This window comes from Janthinobacterium sp. PC23-8, from assembly GCF_002250505.1.
In the GTDB taxonomy this organism is placed as follows: domain Bacteria; phylum Pseudomonadota; class Gammaproteobacteria; order Burkholderiales; family Burkholderiaceae_D; genus Janthinobacterium.
In genome coordinates, this window is the sequence record NZ_NJGY01000005.1 from 286023 (window position 1) to 304349 (window position 18327).

An 18327-nucleotide genomic window follows, 5' to 3' on the forward strand; every position below is an offset into this window, starting at 1 on the left:
AGCTCCATGAGCGAGCTTCCTTGTATGCATAGGCGAAACGATCTATATTTATTAATTTTATCGCTCGTTCTGAACCGTTAGATGTCCACTGGCAATTTTCTTGTTCGTGACTTGTTCCAAGCGATCTTGCAGACCTGTTCTAGTACCTGCATGATGCTCTCGCGGTCGTAGACCGAAACGTCTTCCAATGCCAAATAAATACGCTTGGCTTGGTCTTCAACGCGAACGCTGCTATCCATGATCAGTTCATCCAAGCCACATTCAAAAATGTCGGCCATATCGGATAGCCTGGTGATCGACGGCTCTGCCGTCCCCTGTTCGTATCTTGCATAAGCTGCTGTTCCTATGCCAAGCCTTTGAGCCACCATGTCCTGCGTGTAGCCGGTCGCTTCTCTCCGCCTTTTGATCCTGGAACCAATCTGTTTCTTCAGCTTTTCGTGCTTTGTTTTTTGCTTCACGCTGTCATTGGTCATCACTGTAGGTAGTGGTAGTTAAATTCATATGATTTTGACTGAGAACAGGGCAGAGTTCAAGGTGCAAGAGCGCACTAGAGCGACGATCTAGTGTTGAGGTGCGAGTAAAGTGTGATTTTTCCGTTGCTTACAAATTTCAAACGCTTTGTTGAAATATAAGCAATTCAAAATTATCATTTTGTATTGAATCCCGAAAAAAAGTTAATGAATTTTTAGAAAAAAAGCACCCAGGAGGGTGCTTTGATTTAATGAACGAGCGCTTCAAGCCTACGCTTTTGCTTATTCTTCAGGCAAGACATCAGCAGTGGGTAGTTATCCAAGATTGTCTTGGTCAGTTCGTCATGCAGCTTCGTGAAGTCGTCTGAACTCATGAATTCAATCACTGAACGTGGCGTTTTCGGCATACCACAGAGCGTCATTCCCGCTTGAACCATGAAGTAGCTGTTGTAGCCAATCAGCAGTTCCTTGATACGCTCGTCATGATTGGAGCTCCACTTCTTGAAAACCTCGAGCAGAGCCTTTCCCTCATTGGTCTTGGCAAAGCTAAAAATCCTGTCATTCATTCCGTTGATGCAGTATTGAAGGCAGTTAATATTTTTCATATCCGCTCTCCTTATGCCGCAACCAGATAGGTCATTTCTTCATCCATGAGCTTATCGAGCTCCCCCACGATGGTTGCTTCATCCCCAAGCGCGGTGAAGCCAAGCTCAAGTTGCTCTGCTTCGATGCGTGCCTTGGCCATCTCAAAAAACCGTGTGTCCTTCTCAAAGCCAATGGCATTCCTACCGTGCTTCTTTGCGATCACCAGGGTAGTTGCCGAACCTGCAAAAGTATCGAGCACCACGTCTCCAGGTTTACTGTGGTTCTTGATCAGGGGCTCAATCATCCAGGAGTACTTTTCGGTTGGATGCTTGGTGTCTTTCCTGCCGATTGGACCCTCGTAGACCTGTGTCATTTCGGACTGCTTACCGAAGTTGAAGGTGTACTGTTTGCCTTTCGTAAACCACACGGCTTCTTCGATGGTGGACCTGTAATTCCAGCCAGTACTTGGAATGGGGTTTTTTTTCTTGAAATAGATCTTGTTCTTGAAGTTCAAGTGGAAGTCACGCTCGATGTAGTGAGCAATCAATCCAGTATATTTACGGTCCAAGAAGAGGATAACGGAACCGTTGTCTTTGAGAACCCGGACGAACTCAGCAATGAAGGGCTTGAGCCATTCATAGTAGGCTTCAATGCACGGCCAGCTATCTTTGAAGTCGTGACCCCATGCGTCTTCGGTGGAAACGATTTTCCCACCTACCATTGTCAGCTTGTTCTTACTCGCAATGCCGTAAGGAGGATCAGTAAGTACCAGGTCAATGGACTGGTTTGCAACTGCTTTGATGCCAGCTTGGCCGTCGATGTTAAGAAGATAGTTTTGTTCGGTGATATTCATAGTTATTCCTTTATTTTTAATTTATGTCATATGTTTTTCCCTCCTTCTAAGTGGACCATCCGCTTAGTTGGCAGTTAGTGGGTTAATCGCTGTAGGTAATTTCTTACCTATTTGTATGTCGTCGCTGTATGGTGAGTATTATGTTTTAGGGAGGAAATTTTGTACAGCCACGCGAAGGTAGTAACCTAACGTTTGACGTTTAGCTCATTCCTGCTCTTTGATTTCTAGATATTTCACACTATCGGTGAAGACCATGAATAAATTAATAAGGAATTTATTTATTGAAAGATGTAAAAAAATTTGATAAATGTATTGACAATTTAATATATTAAATTAGATTGATTGATGAGCAAGAGACTCCCCAGGTTGTGAGGCTTACTAAGCAGACGGTTTATCCGTTTGCTTTTTTATTAGGCAATCGTCATTGAAGAATGGAATTTATTATCTTGCTTGATATCCCGGAGGAAGGTCGTAGCCTTCCTAACCCTTGCCTACAGCATCTAATATTAATGGTATAAATGCAATTTTTCTTGCCTTTTGTTTTTTGTCTTGTAAATTAATAAGATAAATATAAAAAAGGGGAGTAGACATGAAAAAGATGTGGATTTTATTCTTGGTAATGATGTTGCCAAGATTGGCGTTTGCAAGTGGCCCATTTGAGCCAGTTGCCGACGACATTAGTGTAAAGGTGCTAGGGCAAATATTTGGCTCACTAGTCTCTAGCGGTGGCAATGATGCGTTTGGCAGCGCCGTCGCAACATTTAATGGAGCAATCTTGCTCATTGGCGGCATTCTTGCTACATATACTTTACTAGCGGGTACCTTGGGGACGGCGCATGATGGAGAGATGCTAGGGAAAAAGTTTTCCTCTGTCTGGATACCAATACGTTATTCGCTTGGTACTGCTCTGGTGCTGCCAGTTTTACCAGGAAATTACTGCATGATGCAGCAAATGGTTATGTGGTTAGTGTTACAAGGTATTGGCTTGGCCGATCTTGTATGGGACTCATACATAAAAACCCCAGGCATATCAGCAAATTTGAGTATCAATAAAAATACTGAAGACAAAGTGAAGCTACTAGCCGAAAATATTTTCATGGCTCAGGTCTGCGTTGAGTCTAATAAGAAAGCTGTCGGAGAGACTGATAGTGTGTTGAAGATAAAAAGCCGATATAACTATGCAACGGTGTATGACGATAGCAATAGAACCTACAACTTTGGTGATCAAAAAGGTATCGCTTCAGGCTGGTCAAAAAATGATTGTGGCGAAGTGACATTTGGGGAAAAGATTGAAAACTCAACTGTAGTCGATGGTCCTACTACAACAAACAGAGGATATTTGGGTCCGTTAGATGACTTGTTCCAGCCAACTGACATTCAACTAATCAATAAGGCACACGAGCTTGCAACTGCGGCAATGATTGTAGTTGCAGAAAAAGCGGCCCAAGAGCTTGTTAAAGATGGGGACAACCTGGATGTTGAAGCTGCTGCAAAGTTTTATGCGAAAGCTGTAAAGGTAGCAACCATGGAATACATGGCTGCTGTGAAGACAGCCGCTAACGCGGTTGCTATGTTACCGAGTGACACTACAAAATCTGCTCATAAGTATGGTTGGTTCATGGCAGGTGCCTACTTCATGAACACCGTTGTGACCAATAACAAGATTACTAATGCTTTAGCTGCGGTGCCAGACAGCAAGTTTTCAAAGTCTGCCTTCAATGATCAAGCTGAATCGCTGCAAGCTACCGGATTGAAGGTCATTGCTGCTGGAAACCCTGACTATGGTTCAGCAGCAAATGCAATTAATTCTAAGAAGGATAACCAAGCTTCTAAAGCGACTCAAGAATTGGGATATAGTGGGCGCATCATGAATGCACTTACTCGTGGCTTGACTTCCATTGATCTGTATAACTTGAAAAATGACACCAGGCATCCAGTCATCGTTATCAACGAAATGGGTTCCAGACTTCAAGCGTTCTGGACAGGAATGATTCTGACACTCATTGGCGTAACTGGCGCTGCTGGTATTGCATCACTCTTTCCTTCAGCATCTGCGATAGCTACAACTGTATCTAATGCACTCTTCATTATCATAGGATTCTTAGGTTTGCCAATCATGGCCTTGGCCGCAACTTCTTTTACAGCGAGCTACTTGATACCAATGTTGCCATTCATGATGTGGCTAGGAATCTTGGGAGGATGGCTGATAGCTGTTGTAATTAGTATAATTGCTGCACCATTATGGGCGATTATGCACCTTCACCCAAACGGCGACGATTTGACTGGTAAAGGTGGAAATGGATATATGATGGTTCTTGGACTTCTGTTAAGACCTTGTTTGGCCATCTTCGGTTTCATAGCTGCGATTGTGATCTCTTCTGTAATGGGTGAATTCATCAATAAAGTCTTCTTCCAGGTATTCTCATTTAGCCAGGGTGACGGAAAAGGATTAGGCTTCTTCATAGGTATGATCGCTGGCACAGCTATCTATGTAGGTATTATGTTTTCATTTATTAAAAAGACATTTGGCTTGATGCATATTATTCCTGATGAGCTTATGAGATGGATCGGTGGTGGTGGAGATCAGCTTGGGCAATATGCAGGTAAGATGGGCGAAGGATCACAAGGCAGTCTTGCAGCAGTTGCGTCTTTCACTGCTGGACGTGGTCTTACTCAAAGTATGCAAAATGGTGCAAGACAGTTGGGTGACATTGGTAAGAATTTCAAAACAAAGAAAGACAATGAAGCTAATGAGGCGAAGAATAAGGATTTTCAAGGCTTGAAGAACAGAAAAGAATTTGACGGTCTTAAAGCCGGTATAGATAAATCTCTAGGTGGTGGCGGTGGTGATCAGGTAGCTTCCATGATGGGTATTACGGCTGACAATATTGATAGCTTTGAAAGCCAGGAGAAGATGCATCATTTGACCAATGCTATTAATTCATTAGAGCCTCATGGAGAGGATGCAGGGGCTGCATTTTTTGGTGCTATGCAAAGTGCATCTGGTGAAGGATTCGCTTCTTACGGTGGCGCAAAAGAGGCTGCAACTGAGATATCTAAAGGGGTCGTAACAAACTCTTTACTTGCTCACGCGAAGGAGCAGTTTGGCGAAGGCGCCAATGACTACATTCGGTCAGTGGCAAACAACGAGACTGGAGGGATAGACAACGGGAAAGCAGCAAAGGCTGTCAGTGATCTGAAAAAAGCTAAAGATGCTCTTGGCCCCCAATTCCAGGATGTATTCAATAAGGCAGTCAGCGAAAACCCTAATAATGGACCTGCAATGATTACACATATGGCTAAAGCTTATGGAGCAGTAAATGTGGGAAAGAAGAAAGAGGTTGAGCCAGAACTGATTCCTGAAGGTAATAAAAACGATGTTTAAAAAAGCACCCTTCGGGGTGCTTTTACTTAGTCTTGATATTTAAGAGAGTTTCAGCTTTCTTGATCTGATCATCAAGGAAATTTTTACTGGCATCTGAGTTAAGAAGTTTCTCCCAAATTTTCTCAATGTGCTTCTGTCTTTCAAAGGGTGAATGAGAGTACGTTGTTGGGTAATTATTCTTTCTCATGTGGAAGGGATATATTTAATGCCAGTAGTTATGTGAGTGAAAGACAAGTGCATACAATAGTTAAATATTTTAAGATTGGAATATTATTTTATCTTGATATTAATTTTGCTTGGGGTTAAGTTATTTAACTCTCGCCATCTATCTCGTTGCTCACTTACGAGTTTACTCTCTAGAATTTCTTCTTCGATGAGTAGGAGGTCAGCATTGTAAGTTCTTTCTGTTACCATGCAATAATAAACCAGTTGGCCGATATTAGTGTTGGTCTTCGGGACGGTTTCCGAAGTACCATCCGTCTTTGTAATCTCTATCATGTTACCCTTTATGACAGCGAATACTGTATCTATATGCTTCAAATCACTAACAACATTTTGGCCATTAAAGACAAAACAGGATATTAAAAAACCTTTCAATTTTCTAAGAAAATAATATACCCACTTCATATGCCGTCCTCCTGTTTAGGATCAACATATGAAATGAAAAGTTAAAGTCAACAGTGATGAGTGAAAAAAGCACCCGAAGGTGCTTTAGTGTATGAGTTAAAAATTATGCTTTGCCGCTCTTCTTACGGGCTTCCAGGATTGCTGAGGCATACTCGGCAAGCAGTGGGCTGGTTGTTGAGTTGTTACTATGCTCAGTGCGATTCTCAAGTACCGCGTTCGCATTTTTGGTGGCAAGCTGCTGAATTTCGTCGGGAGATTTTCCTACCTCAATCCCAAGTTGCATAGCTGTTTCTTTGTAAGCTTTTTGCCCCATGATCCATTCAGCCAGCATTTGCTGTTGGAGCTCGTATGTCTTCTTGAAGTCGCTACTCACGTCTGCGATTTCCTTCATAGGGCGGGAAAGCAGCTCTCTATGCACTTGCACCTCTTGCTTACTTTGACGAAGCTCATTCTCAAGTCGCTCCACACGGAGACTCAAAATATCAGCCACCCTAGCTGCATTTTCATTCATGCGAGCACTATGTTCAGCATCTGATGCCCGGCGTTCAGCAGCGTGTGACTTAGACTCGTAAGAGCGGACCAAATCGTTTTTGCCAATGTTCTCAGCCAGGAGGCCATTAATCACTGCTGTTTGACGTGTGCTCATGCTTTTCTCCAATTGATGAGTCAACTATAACAAAAACGAAAAGGAAAGCAATATTTGTACGCCACATCGTGAGAGAAACGCGAAATTTTGCGTCTATTTTCGATCTGAGTATCGAAAATCGCTCCACCAGCGCTGCTTGTAGAGGTGGGGTATTTTCCAGAAACGGATTGGCGAGAGACTGCGGTGGTGCATTAAATATATTTATGTTGCAATAATGGCTTTTTTTGCATGAGAATTTTGTTCGATTTCGATGACGTTCTGGTTTCGCTGCGCCTTCGAAACGTCATCCGTTAGCTGTCAACCCTGATTGACTTTCTTAATTGTTTTGTCAAAATAGAAGAACAATGGAAAAGGAAAAATATGGGTGAAATATTAAAGACAATAACAGGTCAAGTATGTGGTAATGGCATTGTGACTAATGAAGGACAATTCTTGGTCTATGAGTATGTTGAGATAAAAAATGATCAAGAGACAGTTAGGTTTGAAAGTGTTGCTATGAACAAAGAAATGGCTATTGCTATGAAGACTGGCAGAGCTTTCCAGTTCGCTGACTCAAATAATTTCAATACTCATTTTAAGCACCAGTTCCTTTGTGCTGTACAAGCTAAAAACGGCGATGTGATATCAGATGACAGAGTCTTAAAAGGAGCATTTAAAGTAAGACGATTTCTTGCATTTCTATCTTTAATACCACCGGCTACTATAGTCGCTCCATTTGTTTTCAAAAAGGCAGGAGAGATCAAAGCAGCTTCTGAGAAGGTGGGTGAATTTGATCCCATAGATAAGAACTTTTACAGAAACGTGAAGAAGAAAAAGATGTAAGGAAGAGAGTTTTTATAACCGATGAATGAGATCCTGGAAGAGTGTCGTAGCACTCTACACTCGCGTGATCAATCATTGAGGAAGGTTTATTGGCATCCAGGTGGGTGCTCATCGTCATTTTGCTGCATGGTTTACTTTCCCTGCTTTGTTTGCGTAGCAAATGAAGTAGGTGCTCCCAGCCGGGCCACTGAACTTTTATTATCTACAGCAGAAAGAATTAAACAGCAATTTTCTGTTTCGCCAATTTTTCTTTAATTCTTTGCAGCGCAGTCCTTCGGACAATCATTGTGCATGAAAAGCCCATTCAGGATCATGATTTTTGTTATAAGTCCTTCGGAATTTCCTTTGCTTTAAACCACCCATACATGGGTATATATCTGATAGACACCGTATTGCATATTAGTTGTATTTTCCAACTAAGTGCATCATCAAATATGAATTAATAGTACTACAGCAGAAAAGATCTATTTGCGAGAGCAAATACAATCCCCGCGCCGAAGAATTTATGCCCATCTTCTATTTAGACCAACCTCTCTATCGATTTCTTTCCAATAGCTTGCAACCGTCCTGGGAGATACTTCGGCACGAAGAGCTACTGTTTTCTGTGTAAGTGGCATTCCTGCGGTCTTGAGTCCCATTGCTGCCTCTATAACAGCCTCGCGGGTAGATTTAGCTCTAGTGTCATTTGTATGTGTTGCCCCAGCAGCCTGCTTGGCCTTCAATGACATCTCTGGTAGCAATTTCATTACCCCACGGTTCTTTCCACCATTTCCGATGGTTGCTTGATTTCTCCATGTCCAGGTGCCAACTGACTTGGAAACTGTTAGGGCTTCTTTTGCTGGAAGAACCCCATATTGGCAGTCTACGAAGGTTTTGTTGATAGACTGTGCCTTACAATCAACAACATGCTGAAAATCAATATAGGAATATGGTTTTTTGACTTCTATGTAAGACCATTCCCGTAGGCTATCAAACAAAGATGTATTTCTACCTCCTAGCTCACCCTCAACCTTTCTTTTTTTCTTATGACCTGTTAAGTCCAGTCCCCACTCCTGAAAATCCTCTAGGTCATATTTAACGTCGTGATAAATCGTCTTCCAGGAGTCATGCATAGGGTTCTTGGCAAACTTTCCAAGGTATGCTGTATCTGCCTTTAAAACACTCGTTAAAGCAAGATCGGTATTTTCATAGTATTTCTGTGGTGCTCGCCTAGCGTTCTCAGTGTAATAGACAGGTGTTCTCAGTTCATAGAAATAATGGCAACGTGCATTGTAGGGATTGATGACTATGTAGGTTGGTGGAGGTAGTTGTTTTTCTTCCCAAAGAAAAGCTGAACCAAGAATATCAGGGCTTCCGTTTGTTTGGTCAACGTCATCTATGTCAATGATTATGTATTTTTTATACAACTGATGAACTTCAATGTAACGATGAAGAAGAGCATTCTCTTTTTTTCTAAATCTTGTCCCGTACTCAAAATCGTTGGTGCTTCTAACTTTGGCTGGCAATGACTCAATAAAATTATCAAACATAAATATTCCCTTATTTTTTGCAAAATCCAGGAGTATTCTTAAATTCCTTATTGACATTTTAATCTAAATAAGTTTTAATATCTAAATCAGGTCAAGCCGCCACAGCTTATAGAATGTTCCTAGATTTTAAATGCTCAAGTTTAGTCGCTTGGGCATTTTTCATTTATATAATAGTTTTAAGAAATATTTTATTAAATGTCAAATCGGCTATTTTATTTTTATCTATAATTATCTTGTGATCGACGTTCTATGTTTATCATTGACATGTGAGGTTGCTTGTGATAGCGTATGCGATGAATATCTCTATCTGGAGAAAATATTATGAGTAAGCCACAGAGCACATTGAAGTCTTGGAGTGGGAGACAAGCCATAGCGATATTGGCCGTAGACAACATTAAAGTGTCTGATTTTGGCTATGAAATTTTAAAGCGCAGCGAAGAGGGAACTATTAGCTATAAGGAGGCTAAGGAAGAGATCTTAGCCAAGGCTAAAGCTAAAGTGTTAGCTGCTCAAGGCACGAAGAATGAGGTCATAGTTAAGAATCAACCTAATCGTCTGGTTTTCAAAGGCACGAAAGCTGAGGTTATAAAAGCCATAGCCAAGGAAGAAGACAGTGTTGTAATTGTGAAAGCAGCTAAGGTAAAAATTAAATGAGTGATGAAGATCACTACTATGTAGCTGGATACTCTGCCGAAGACGACCCGTACAGTGAAGCTAACGGTGTTCTCAAGAATAAGCTTGGTATCACTAACACCAGGGACTTGAACGAGCTTGAAGCTGACCTAGCTGCCCTTGCTGTAAGGGAGCTTTTGACTAGGCCAATCCCCAAAGAGTTTTCTGTTGCCGTTCTTCAGGCTATCCACAAGGAAATATTTGGAGAAGTCTATCCTTGGGCTGGGCAGTTCAGGAAGGTGGATATTGCCAAGGGTGATACCTTCTTTGAAACGCATAAGGACATTGGAAAGAAGCTCGATCTGCTCTTTGACCAGTGCAAAAGCAAGGATTTCTTTGTCGGTCATTCTCAAGACCAGTTTGCTCAAGAGTTAGGTGATTTTTTGTTGGAACTCAACAGAATTCATCCCTTTCGGGAAGGCAATGGCCGGACCCAAAGATTGTTGTCGTCGCAGATGGCATTGAATGCTGGCTACAGTATAAGTTGGGAGTCGGTCAGCAATGATGCCATGAAGAGAGTCTGTATTGAGGGTGTGGAAGGTGACAGTCTGCCCATGAAGAAGCTTATAAAGCTCAATTTGTCTGTGGCGCCGATAGTGTCGCTTGACCAGGAGAAGGCTCAGGTCATGCAAAGGAAGGCAGCATTGAGAGAGCAGTATTTCGTACCAAGCAAGAAGTTCAAGAACGAACCGTAAGCGCCTGTGGGTGCTTTTTTTTCGTCTGCTTGGTTTCCTGGAAGAGTGTCGTAGCACTTTCACTGACCAGGTGCAGAAGTGGAAATGGGCTGGAAAAATTGTGCTCTCCAGCAACACCAACGTACACTTGTCATAATTGAATGCCTGATGTTATTCAATTGCTCGCGTAAACATTAGTGACCGGGAGGGTTCGGGTTCAGGCTGCTAGGTCGCGTTCCTTTTTTATTTACTGTCGAAAATGAATACCCACTACGTGATTATCTTGTTGTTATGCTCTTTATTATTGAAGATCGATGATGTTTATTCTATCTTTGTCAAGCATATTCGCTCATTCGTTTCACTCATTCACTACTAAGCTTGACAAAGATTTACCCTAACCAAAATTTTAAAATTTTGAGGTTTTACGCTTAATCAGTTAGTAGTGCTACATACCTGAACAAAAATCAATATAAGTGTTTTTGTGTTGAGAATTCACTGTCTTAATACAGCTTGAGCCGGGTTCCTCTGATTGCTTTCCGTGTGTCTTTGCTCAAATACCATTCATTGACTACTTATCATTTTACTGATTTGCTACCTATCACTCGTTACCTTTTTCAGTTGCTAAATCGATATTAAATCAATCTAGTTATTTTTACCTGTGTATGTATTGTGATTATTTGCATTCGTTTGAGCCGAATCGAGAACCGCTACGGTTGACGCATAAACTCAAATTACTCTCAAGTATTAAAATAAAAATAAATTAAAAGTCAATGGTAAATAAGAAATAAAAATGCCACCGATTAAGGTGGCTTTCTTATTTGAGTGATTGGCCTAAACCAATTGCGTCAACCGTAGCATTAATCAATATAAAAGATTGAAAATTAAAGTCAAGATAAATCGGAAATTTTAAATTGATAATTATATTTAACATTAATATTAAAGTAGAATGAATTGATCTTCGGTGACTTTACTCGTCTAGGGTAAAGAAGAACGGAGGCATTTGATCAAGAGAAGGCTCAGGTCATGGATAGGAAGACGGTATTGCGAGAGCTATACCTAACACCAGGGAAAAATCCGAGAGCAAACCGTAAGCGCCTGTGGATATTCTTTTCGTCTGCTTGGTTTCTTGGATGAGTAGTGATGCACTCTCACTGACGTGACTAGGTGCAGAAGTGGGCATAGGCTGGAAAACCTGTGCTTTCTAGCAACAACAACGTATACTTGTCAGACTTGAATGCCAGATATTGCTCAATAGCTCGCGTAAATTTTAGTGACCGGGAGGGTTCCGGATGCTAAATAGTTATTTAAATATAATTATTATTGTTTTTTGCAAAGGATTTTGAATGCCCGTAAAGAAAGTTAATGACGCGCACATTAAGGCTGCTGCGAAATTTTGGAAGAAGAATCCAGGGTATAGGGGATTTCGAGACAGCCAAAATTACGACGTGATCATCAATGGAGAACCATATCCGCCTAAAGCAATAGTGTCCATTGCTCATGAGATCTCAGGGACTGCGGATATGGAACCATCAAGTTTCAAGGGAGCCCGTAGGGGGCCTTGGCATGACATGCTGAGAGGTCTTGGTTTTCAGGTGGTCCCCAAAGGCTTGGTTGTGACAGAATCCAAAGACATTGGGGAAAGTGCCACAACACTTCAAGATATTGAGGATATCGAGAAGCAAACTGATTATAGCCCGACTGAGCGAGAAACCTTGATCTTGGCAAGGATAGGTCAAGGAAAATATCGTAAAGAACTCTTGGAACTTTGGGATGGTAAGTGTGCGGTTACTGGGTGTTCTGTATTGCCAGTGCTAAGAGCTTCACATGCAAAGCCTTGGCGTGATTCTGACAATCAGGAACGTCTTGATCCAAATAATGGTCTTCCGCTTGTTGCCAATCTTGATGCCTTATTCGACACTGGCCTAATCGGTTTTGATAGCGATGGAAAAATGCATGTATCAAAGAACCTACGGGACAAAGAATTGATCAGTGGTGTTCCACGTGCTTTGCGAAAAAAGCCAACAGGTGAGCAATCCAATTATTTAGAAGAACATTTTAGTTTTATTTTTCAAGAAGACTTACCTTTTTAGTCGTAAGCAGGTGCCGTATAAACAAATTATTGCAACATGGTTTGTCGTTAATCATCATGAGAGGATTATAAATGAAGAATATGAACTGGGATAAATTTTACTCTGATATTGAATTTAAAGAACTGGCGCTCCTTGCTCCAGAGTTTCATTCTCGCGGAAATCCCACTACATACAGTCGGGATAAGAACGTCATATATCTATCGTCGCTGGATATTGACGTGGAAGTAACGAATGAAAGTGTTTTGCGCACTTTGCTAAAAAGCGTTAAGGAATCTTACGTTTCAAGTATCAACCAAGGTCGCCTGAATATAAAAAGAGCTTATCTTGCGCAAGTAGATTTTTTGGAGCTTTGCAAGATCCTATACACGCTCACTGGCGATGAAGAATTTGCCGATCCTGATTTTGCTTTAAATGAGTAGGGTTGGACATGGTATTACGGCAACAACAGTGAATAATTGGTCCTGTTAGGAAGCTGGCAAGCAGGGAGGGTATGCGTTTTGTCGGGTAGGCATACCTTCTCTTTGACGGGGCCACAACGCTACTAGTTGCTTGATAGGTGCCGTGAGGCTAGATGCGGCTACGACCGTCTTCCTATGGTGCCAAGAAGACTGCATTGAGGTCATGGATGGTAAAGGGTTATGGCAAAGAAAAAGCACCCGCAGGTGCTCTTCACATTTTTACCTACTGGCTTGGACATACCTCCTCCCCCAGGATAATCGTTACCCTTGAATCACTTGATCAAGAACTGATTCTTGTCTTTGCCGTCCAGCCAACGTGGAGGACGTCCACGACCTGTCCAAGTTTCGCCAGTGGCATCATCGCGATACTTTACAGCGACTGACTTGAGAGCTTTGACAGGCTTCGTTTTGGTATCTTTCAGGTCTTCAATGCTCAGACCATATGTCCTCATGATAGAGGCGATTTCTGCCTTGGCGCCTGTAATTTCGTTCTTGCGTGCAGCTTCGGCAAGTTGTTGTAGTTCAGCGATTTGCGCTTGGTATTCCTGATAAGTAGGCATGAGTTCCTTCGATAGTTTGATGATAGATAGTACTTTACGCGATTTTTGTAAATTCACCAAACCTAACAAGAAGAATTCTTGAATCATCCCCACATCGGCTGGTTTTTCATTATATGCATGTTTGCCAGAAGAGTGGCGAAGCACTCTCACTGACGTGACCAAGTGCAGAATAATAGAAGAAGAGAAAACTATGGAGTTATACAACTAAGTGACCACGTTTTTTATCGTCTTTTTCCTGCCCCATAACTCCCAGGTAGCATGAGTCGTGAGTCCATCAAGTCCTCGCTCACTTCTCGCTTATTGTCGTATATCTTTGCTTGTTTAGGTGGTGGATTTTTAACGGCAATCGGTTTGGCCGTAGGTTGATTTGCAGCTTGTGTTACTTGGTACAGAGTCGCATGCTTGAGTTTACGTGGTTTTGTATCGGTTAGGGTAAAGTTGAGCCTTGGCCGAAGAGCGGTGATGAAGTTAATTTCATATGGCGTGTCATCGATCAAACCAAAAATGCTGTTTAAATACATGTAATTTTTGTGCTCAATCGCATGCTCTGTGGCCATCTGCACGGCGAGAGTGTAGATACCTGACTGGCATAGTTTCTTGAGATCAATGAGAGGACCGATCCTGGAATCTGCCAAAGTGTTTATAAATTTTTTAAGTTCTGCAATCTTCTTGTCATCCATGCTCTGTTCTCAGTCTTGCTCTAGTGTTAAAATATTTCTCGAATTATTGAGATCACTATTGCCTCTACAGAATTAATGCCGATTCAATACACCTTTAATCGTCGGACCGATATCCTGCGTAACCATCGCAGTGTTCGCAACCAGTACTGTAGGTATCTTCTGCACAGCCTGTCATAGAGGCACCACAGGACTGGCATCTTGCCACCGAATCAAAGTGGACGAGACAATTAGTGCATAAATATCCACCTTGGTACTCGCACACTGTTTCAAAGCCTTGGCACTCATCACAGTTAGCAGGTGTATCGGAATCAAAATCGTGCTTGGTTCCGCGAACTTGATTCTGGTCAAGCAGATCAAATGCATCCTCGTTGGGAAGTTCAAATTTGCAGTTGGTACATGTGAGGCCGTCATAAGCTACCATATGCTGATTTGAGTCATTGCATTGTGGGCACTCCAATTGTACCCGTTTCTCACTATGAAAACAGACCATGCAGTCGCTTGAAAATAGACGATCAACTTCTTCTTCTACTTTTAAAGCATTCATCGTGCATACCGGACAATCTTCAAAAATCGCTCCACCAACTTTCATCCCTTCAATCTTAGGCTTCAGATCTTCATATTTTACTTTTGCATAGTGGTTATTTGCGATGAGAGTCCGTTCCATTTTTCGGAAATCGTTTTCAAATGGCTTAAATTGTTCTCGCCAAGTGTCTGTGATAAAGCGGTTAAGCTCAAACCATGCTTGCGCCTGTTCAAGTTTGATCTCGTCTCGCTGTTTTCCGTTAATTCCACTATGATAGAAATGCACCATGCGATTTCGATGTTTCCTAACCTTATCGAATGCCTCCTTGGCACTTTTTCTTAATGGCTTGTTCAGGGCATTATCTAAGCGTGTGCATGCGTCAGAAAATGAAACCGACTGAAAGTCCCCTGCCTCATAATTTTTCCGGTTTGCGTCTCGGTCAACGACCACAAGCGTCCAATGCTCATGTACAAGAGGCGCCTTGAGAAAAATCTCTACTGCTGTGTGGAAATTAATAACCGAGTGTTTAGCATCGCTATCAAGCTGGGATATTGCCTTCGCCAAAAAATCTATTCCATTTCGAACCAAGTTATTAAAATCTGATTCAAGCTCTTTTTTAATGGAAGGTTTAGACATTTTTCCCTGCATTTTTAGAGTTATTAATCGAAAATTCAAATGAAAAATTGGAGTTTTACGACAAAAAAGCACCATTAGGTGCTTTTTAATTTATTGCTATTAACCTTAGACTGCTTTGAATTCAGCTTCAGTAATTTCACCCATCTGGTCCTTGTTAGGAACCTTGCCTTCACGGCTTGCCAGCTTCTTCAAGAAGTTGATTTTGGCCTTTTTGTCGGCAGGAGTGACCAGCCATGCATCAACAGACTTACCAGCCTTGTAACTTGCAAAAGCACCTTCAGCTTCCAGGAACTTCGGAGGGTGGGCCAGCCACACACCAGTCTCTTCGCCCTTGGTGGATTTAAGCGGCTTAGTCATGACGCGAGTACCAGCGGCTTTGTTTGATGCGTTGGCTGTAGAAGCACGTGCGACAGGCGCGGCGTGAAGACCGAGTTCAGAAGCAGTGAAGTTAAACAGCTCGATTTGCTCCAGGACACTTGCCAGAGCAGCAGGGCGTTCGGATTGCAACTGAGCGGCTACCATTTCTTCAAATTCTTTGCGTTTTGCAAGGATGTCAGCCAACGAGAGTTTTTTTGCTTCTGCCATGAATTTCTCCAGTAAAAAGGTAAGGACTGTAGATTCTTGAAGGTTTTTTCAACAAGTTTTTACAATGATTGTTAATAGATGTACTTTATGATCAAGAAGCAGATGCGTCAACTATCTTCTTCTTATTTTCTAATAATTTATATTTTAAGAGTCAGTTTCTGTCGCCATAGTACACATTGGTCATTGTTGAAGAGCTATGACCGGCCAACATCATGATTTCGTCTTCAGACAGTGCCTGACCGGATCGCAACTTGGCAAACAGGGCAGCCAGGCGATCAGGCATTGCTTGGATTGTGGTTTCAACCGTTTGAGGTGACACTCCCATCTCCTTGGCAATCTGGAAGTTGTTCAGTCGTTTTTGACGAATGAGCTTGGTCAGGGCTGTCCTTCGTGTGTCATGAAAATGAAGCCGTGTCGCGGCATCGTCATAAAGACCAAGCGCTTTCAGCGCATCAACCCAGTATTGACGGAAATTCCAGGGTGTCAGTTTGAAGATGGGACCTCTGGCAATGCGATTAGATTTCAGCCATTGCCTGAATTCGTCGTCGTCGGGGATCATGATGTCCCTTGGTTTACCATTCTTGGTTTTTGGCAAGTGGATGGACCAAAGATCTAAATTCACGTTTTCCCATTGAGCATTGAGCACTTCGCTTTTTCGTGCGCCAGACTCAAGGCAGGAAATGAAGAGGTAGTAGGGCTCTTGGTTGGCTTTGAGCTTCAGCCACTCAGCAATCTGTACTGCCTCATCATCGGACAGAACCCGTTTTCGTCCAAGAAAGGGCTTGGGCTTTTCGCCTTTTGGAAGCATCTTCACTGGGTTCATCAAGCCGTTTGGGAACTGTTCAGGATAGAGCTTATAGACCTTTTCAAACGCCGAACTGATCGTGGAGATTTCACGAAGAATGGTGTTATCCTTGATTCCTGCCTTTCTTCTTGAGTCCATGTAGGCAATGAGCAGCCAGAAGTTGACAGTGTCGATTTTGAAGCTGCCGAACTCAATGAAGTCTTTGTCGTAAGTTCGGCCCAGCATGGCATCGACAATCGTATTCTTGTAGCGATAATTATCAAGCTTCGCCCCAAGGTCGTTGATGTACACTGGAATAGCTGGAATCGCCTGAAGGCAACGGTTATGGTTGCTCTTGAGTGAAGAGGCGGCGTGCTTGCTCATGTATTGTTCGAAGTAGTCCCTCAGAAGCCGTCGCATGTCAGGCATCTCAAGTTGGTACTTCATGTCAAAAATGAGGTTTTGAGGAACCCCAGTGTTGATACGGTGAAGTTCCTGAGTTTCCCAGGACCGCGCAACGGCCTCGTCCTCAAAGAGCTTGGAGATGTTTTCACCGCCTTTGCGAATCTGGACTCGCCAGCGTGTGACACTGACTTTGCGGCCAGTTTCCTTGTTCAAAACCTTGTATTTGATCGGGTACACCGACATGTTGAACTCCCTATTCGCACAATCATTTTCCGTGGTGCATTTAATTGTGCATGAAAACCTAGGTTTTGTGCAATATCACGGTCTATTGGAGATGTAACTCATTGATTTTTAACGAGTCCAAATAAGTGTATCGCGCTTCAACAAGTCGCAGCAGGACGCCTTGCTGCCCTTCGTGGAATCGGGCCTGGTGACGTTTATCGGCGCCACCACCGAAAACCCCAGCTTCGAAGTGAACTCGGCGCTGCTGTCGCGTGCGCAAGTGTATGTACTCAAATCGCTGACGGAAGACGAGCTGAAACAGTTGCTGGCCAAGGCACAAACGACGGCCTTGTCGCACCTGGTGTTCGAAGACACCGCCGTCGATACGCTGATCGGCTATGCCGACGGCGACGCGCGCCGTTTCCTCAATTTGCTGGAACAGGCCGACACGGCCGCCAGCTCGACCGGCACGACGAACATCGACGCGGCGTTTGTCGACAATGCCCTGACCCTCAATTCGCGCCGCTTCGACAAGGGCGGCGACAATTTCTATGACCAGATTTCGGCCCTGCACAAGTCCGTGCGCGGCTCGAACCCGGACGCGGCCCTGTACTGGTTCTGCCGCATGATCGACGGCGGCGCCGACCCGCGCTATCTGTCGCGCCGCATCGTGCGCATGGCCTGGGAAGATATCGGCCTGGCCGACCCGCGTGCGCTGACCATGGTCAACGACGCGGCCGAAACCTATGAACGCCTGGGTTCGCCCGAAGGCGAGCTGGCGCTGGGGCAGGCAGTGATCTACCTGGCGATTGCCGCCAAGAGCAATGCCGGCTACAACGCGTTTAACACGGCCATGGCCTTCGTCAAGAAAGACAAATCGAAGGAAGTGCCGGTGCACCTGCGCAATGCGCCAACCAAATTGATGAAGGAACTGGGCTACGGTCACGCCTATCGCTACGCGCATGACGAGCCCGACGCGTATGCTGCCGGCGAAACCTATTTTCCGGACGGCATGGCCGAACCAGGCTGGTACCAGCCCGTGCCGCGTGGGCTGGAAAGCAAGATCGCCGACAAGCTGGCCTGGCTGCGCGAGCTGGACCGCAAGGCCGGCAAGGGCTGAA

At 43.4% G+C, this 18327-nt stretch carries 17 protein-coding genes and 1 pseudogene; 7 read left to right on the forward strand and 11 right to left on the reverse strand.

Annotated features, from left to right (window positions below; all coding sequences use genetic code 11):
- Positions 1-77 precede the first annotated feature (77 nt).
- The 3 genes from CD932_RS27810 to CD932_RS27820 form a co-directional block, all read right to left on the reverse strand.
- Entirely contained in the window at positions 78-473 is a 396-nt protein-coding gene (locus CD932_RS27810; protein ID WP_094446110.1) for a helix-turn-helix domain-containing protein, read from the reverse strand.
- Positions 474-718: 245 nt separating this feature from the next.
- The gene (locus CD932_RS27815) at positions 719-1075 is read right to left on the reverse strand and encodes a hypothetical protein (RefSeq protein ID WP_094446111.1); all 357 of its coding nucleotides are present in this window, start codon (positions 1073-1075) and stop codon (positions 719-721) included.
- A gap of 11 nt (positions 1076-1086) precedes the next feature.
- Positions 1087-1908, reverse strand: a complete 822-nt coding sequence (locus tag CD932_RS27820; RefSeq protein ID WP_094446112.1) for a site-specific DNA-methyltransferase — start codon at positions 1906-1908, stop codon at positions 1087-1089.
- A 589-nt stretch (positions 1909-2497) separates the two neighbouring features.
- Here CD932_RS27820 and CD932_RS27825 point away from each other — a divergent pair.
- Positions 2498-5293 (forward strand): DotA/TraY family protein, encoded by a 2796-nt coding sequence (locus CD932_RS27825; RefSeq protein WP_094446113.1) that lies wholly within the window; start codon positions 2498-2500, stop codon positions 5291-5293.
- Positions 5294-5563: 270 nt separating this feature from the next.
- On the opposite strand, the gene CD932_RS28585 is transcribed toward CD932_RS27825, so the two are convergent.
- Together CD932_RS28585 and CD932_RS28590 are read right to left on the reverse strand one after the other, a co-directional pair.
- Positions 5564-5920, reverse strand: coding sequence for a hypothetical protein (locus tag CD932_RS28585; RefSeq protein WP_141213402.1), 357 nt, complete (start codon positions 5918-5920; stop codon positions 5564-5566).
- Between the two features lie 103 nt (positions 5921-6023).
- A complete protein-coding gene (locus CD932_RS28590) occupies positions 6024-6566 on the reverse strand; it encodes a hypothetical protein (RefSeq protein WP_141213403.1) in 543 nt (180 codons plus the stop codon).
- Between the two features lie 360 nt (positions 6567-6926).
- Between CD932_RS28590 and CD932_RS28595 the strand changes: the two genes are divergently transcribed.
- A complete protein-coding gene (locus CD932_RS28595) occupies positions 6927-7388 on the forward strand; it encodes a hypothetical protein (protein ID WP_141213404.1) in 462 nt (153 codons plus the stop codon).
- Positions 7389-7891: 503 nt separating this feature from the next.
- On the opposite strand, the gene CD932_RS27835 is transcribed toward CD932_RS28595, so the two are convergent.
- On the reverse strand, positions 7892-8974 hold the full coding sequence (locus tag CD932_RS27835) for a replication initiation protein (protein WP_094446115.1): 1083 nt from the start codon (positions 8972-8974) through the stop codon (positions 7892-7894).
- Positions 8975-9238: 264 nt separating this feature from the next.
- Here CD932_RS27835 and CD932_RS27840 point away from each other — a divergent pair, with 264 nt between their 5' ends.
- The 4 genes from CD932_RS27840 to CD932_RS28600 all read left to right on the forward strand — a co-directional run bounded on the left by CD932_RS27840 (position 9239) and on the right by CD932_RS28600 (position 12772).
- Positions 9239-9571, forward strand: coding sequence for a hypothetical protein (locus CD932_RS27840; RefSeq protein WP_094446116.1), 333 nt, complete (start codon positions 9239-9241; stop codon positions 9569-9571).
- Positions 9568-10284, forward strand: a complete 717-nt coding sequence (locus CD932_RS27845) for a Fic family protein (RefSeq protein ID WP_094446117.1) — start codon at positions 9568-9570, stop codon at positions 10282-10284. The genes CD932_RS27840 and CD932_RS27845 overlap by 4 nt, the downstream gene beginning before the upstream one ends.
- 1322 nt (positions 10285-11606) lie before the next feature.
- A complete protein-coding gene (locus CD932_RS27850; RefSeq protein ID WP_094446118.1) occupies positions 11607-12353 on the forward strand; it encodes an HNH endonuclease in 747 nt (248 codons plus the stop codon).
- Positions 12354-12424: 71 nt separating this feature from the next.
- Entirely contained in the window at positions 12425-12772 is a 348-nt protein-coding gene (locus tag CD932_RS28600) for a hypothetical protein (RefSeq protein WP_141213405.1), read from the forward strand.
- A gap of 311 nt (positions 12773-13083) precedes the next feature.
- Here CD932_RS28600 and CD932_RS27855 read toward each other — a convergent pair whose 3' ends face one another.
- The 5 genes from CD932_RS27855 to CD932_RS27870 all read right to left on the reverse strand — a co-directional run bounded on the left by CD932_RS27855 (position 13084) and on the right by CD932_RS27870 (position 17227).
- On the reverse strand, positions 13084-13521 hold the full coding sequence (locus tag CD932_RS27855) for an H-NS family nucleoid-associated regulatory protein (RefSeq protein ID WP_254926795.1): 438 nt from the start codon (positions 13519-13521) through the stop codon (positions 13084-13086).
- A gap of 71 nt (positions 13522-13592) precedes the next feature.
- Positions 13593-14051 carry a hypothetical protein gene (locus CD932_RS27860; RefSeq protein WP_094446119.1) on the reverse strand — a complete coding sequence of 153 codons (459 nt, stop codon included), beginning with the start codon at positions 14049-14051 and terminating at the stop codon, positions 13593-13595.
- 94 nt (positions 14052-14145) lie between these two features.
- A complete protein-coding gene (locus tag CD932_RS28605; RefSeq protein WP_141213406.1) occupies positions 14146-15210 on the reverse strand; it encodes a hsdR in 1065 nt (354 codons plus the stop codon).
- 105 nt (positions 15211-15315) lie between these two features.
- The gene (locus tag CD932_RS27865; RefSeq protein ID WP_094446120.1) at positions 15316-15795 is read right to left on the reverse strand and encodes a hypothetical protein; all 480 of its coding nucleotides are present in this window, start codon (positions 15793-15795) and stop codon (positions 15316-15318) included.
- 151 nt (positions 15796-15946) lie between these two features.
- Positions 15947-17227: a tyrosine-type recombinase/integrase gene (locus CD932_RS27870; protein ID WP_094446121.1), complete on the reverse strand. Its 1281-nt coding sequence runs from the start codon at positions 17225-17227 to the stop codon at positions 15947-15949.
- A 133-nt stretch (positions 17228-17360) separates the two neighbouring features.
- Here CD932_RS27870 and CD932_RS27875 point away from each other — a divergent pair.
- Positions 17361-18326 (forward strand): annotated as a pseudogene (locus CD932_RS27875) (replication-associated recombination protein A); the annotation flags it as partial.
- Position 18327 lies beyond the last annotated feature (1 nt).